At 69.0% G+C, this 1,405-nt stretch carries 2 protein-coding genes; both read right to left on the minus strand.

Annotated elements, in window-relative coordinates:
* Window positions 1–83: 83 nt before the first annotated feature.
* Entirely contained in the window at window positions 84–527 is a 444-nt protein-coding gene (locus CLV67_RS50800; protein WP_146169677.1) for a hypothetical protein, read from the minus strand.
* Window positions 528–672: 145 nt separating this feature from the next.
* Window positions 673–1,405 (minus strand): recombinase zinc ribbon domain-containing protein (locus tag CLV67_RS50805; RefSeq protein ID WP_211304180.1); only part of this gene is annotated, 733 nt, incomplete at its 5' end.

Raw genomic sequence — 1,405 nt, forward strand, 5'->3', positions numbered from 1 at the left:
CAGCAGGGCCTCGGCGGTGATGCCCATCTGATCCAGCAGCATCCGCGCCGCCTCGACCACCTCCGGCCGCACCCGCGCCGCCGTCACGACTCACCACCCAGCACCGCGACATGCACCGGCAGCGACCAGCGATCCAGCTGCACCATCGGATGCACCACCAACCGACGCGGCTCCAACAGAGCCGCAAGCAGCACCCGTTCCCTCAACCCGATACCGACCGCCCGACGCAACCCCACCGGCAGGCGTAAACACCCCCGCCCGCAGACCGCCTGCCCGCCGGCATCGTCCGCGTCGATCAGGATCACTCCATGCGCGACCGTGAACGTCACCCGCCGGCCGGCCTCCCAGCCCAGCGCCGCCATGACCCTCGCATCGGAGATACGGCCCTTGTCGTCCAGCGCGCACATCCCGAAAACCGCATCCCGGCGCGGAGGCGGCGGCGCCTCCGGCAACGGCAACGGCTTCCGGCTCACCGCCGCCCGCCGGACCGACTCCCGGCGCTGCCCTTCGCGGTCCCCGTCCTTCATCCGCGGCACCAGCGCGGGTAGCGGAATCGCCCTCACCACGCCGATCGCCCACTACAGTCAGCGACTCCCTGCCGCCGCACGGCTGCGACGAAATGCCTGCTCAAGTGCACTTGAAATCCTCATCGTCAGATGAGGCTCGGACACGTTAAACCCCATATCGATCAATGCGCTCGCCGCAAGATCGAATGGGGTTTCCTGCTACCTGCCCATTCTTGAAGTTCCGCCGGTTCGGCGACGGCATTCGCTTCACCGCTTCCGGCTCGACCGACGCCGTCGGCGCCGCGCCGGAGGTATCACCCTCTCCCACCGACGACTCGGTCGGCACCGAGCTCTCACTGGGGATTCCGCCCGCCTTCTCGGCTTCGCTGACGGGGCGCTTCGCCGGCTCGCCAGCGGTATCCTCGATCACCAAAGTGCCGTGACCGCAGACGACCACCAGGTCCCGCGCCTTTAGATACGCCGCGACATCGCCGGCATCCGCCAGACCGGCCAGCTCCGGGTCCGCCGCGATCAGATCCTGCACCAGGCGTGTTTCGGACCGGTACACCCAGCGTGGGGCATTCTCGGCGGCGGGTTGGGCGCTGGTGTGCCCGTGGCGGCAGCGGTACCCGGCCCGGCCGTTCACCCAATGCCCCGACAGTCGCCGCCCGCAGACCCCACAGATCAGCAGACCGGTCAGCGCGTACCGGCGCCGCTCATCGTTCTCAGGTGTCGATCGGGTGGTGGTCTCCTGGACCGCGGTGAAGTCCTCGTCACTGACCAGCGCCGGATGGGTTCGCTCCGGGTGAACCACCCAGTCCGCACGGGAATTCCAGATCCGAACCGGACCCGCGCTGGTGCGGCGATCCCCCGGCACCGCCTCACGGTGATCGGTGAAC

This window comes from Actinoplanes italicus, from assembly GCF_003001815.1.
GTDB classification, from domain to species: Bacteria; Actinomycetota; Actinomycetes; order Mycobacteriales; family Micromonosporaceae; genus Actinoplanes; species Actinoplanes italicus.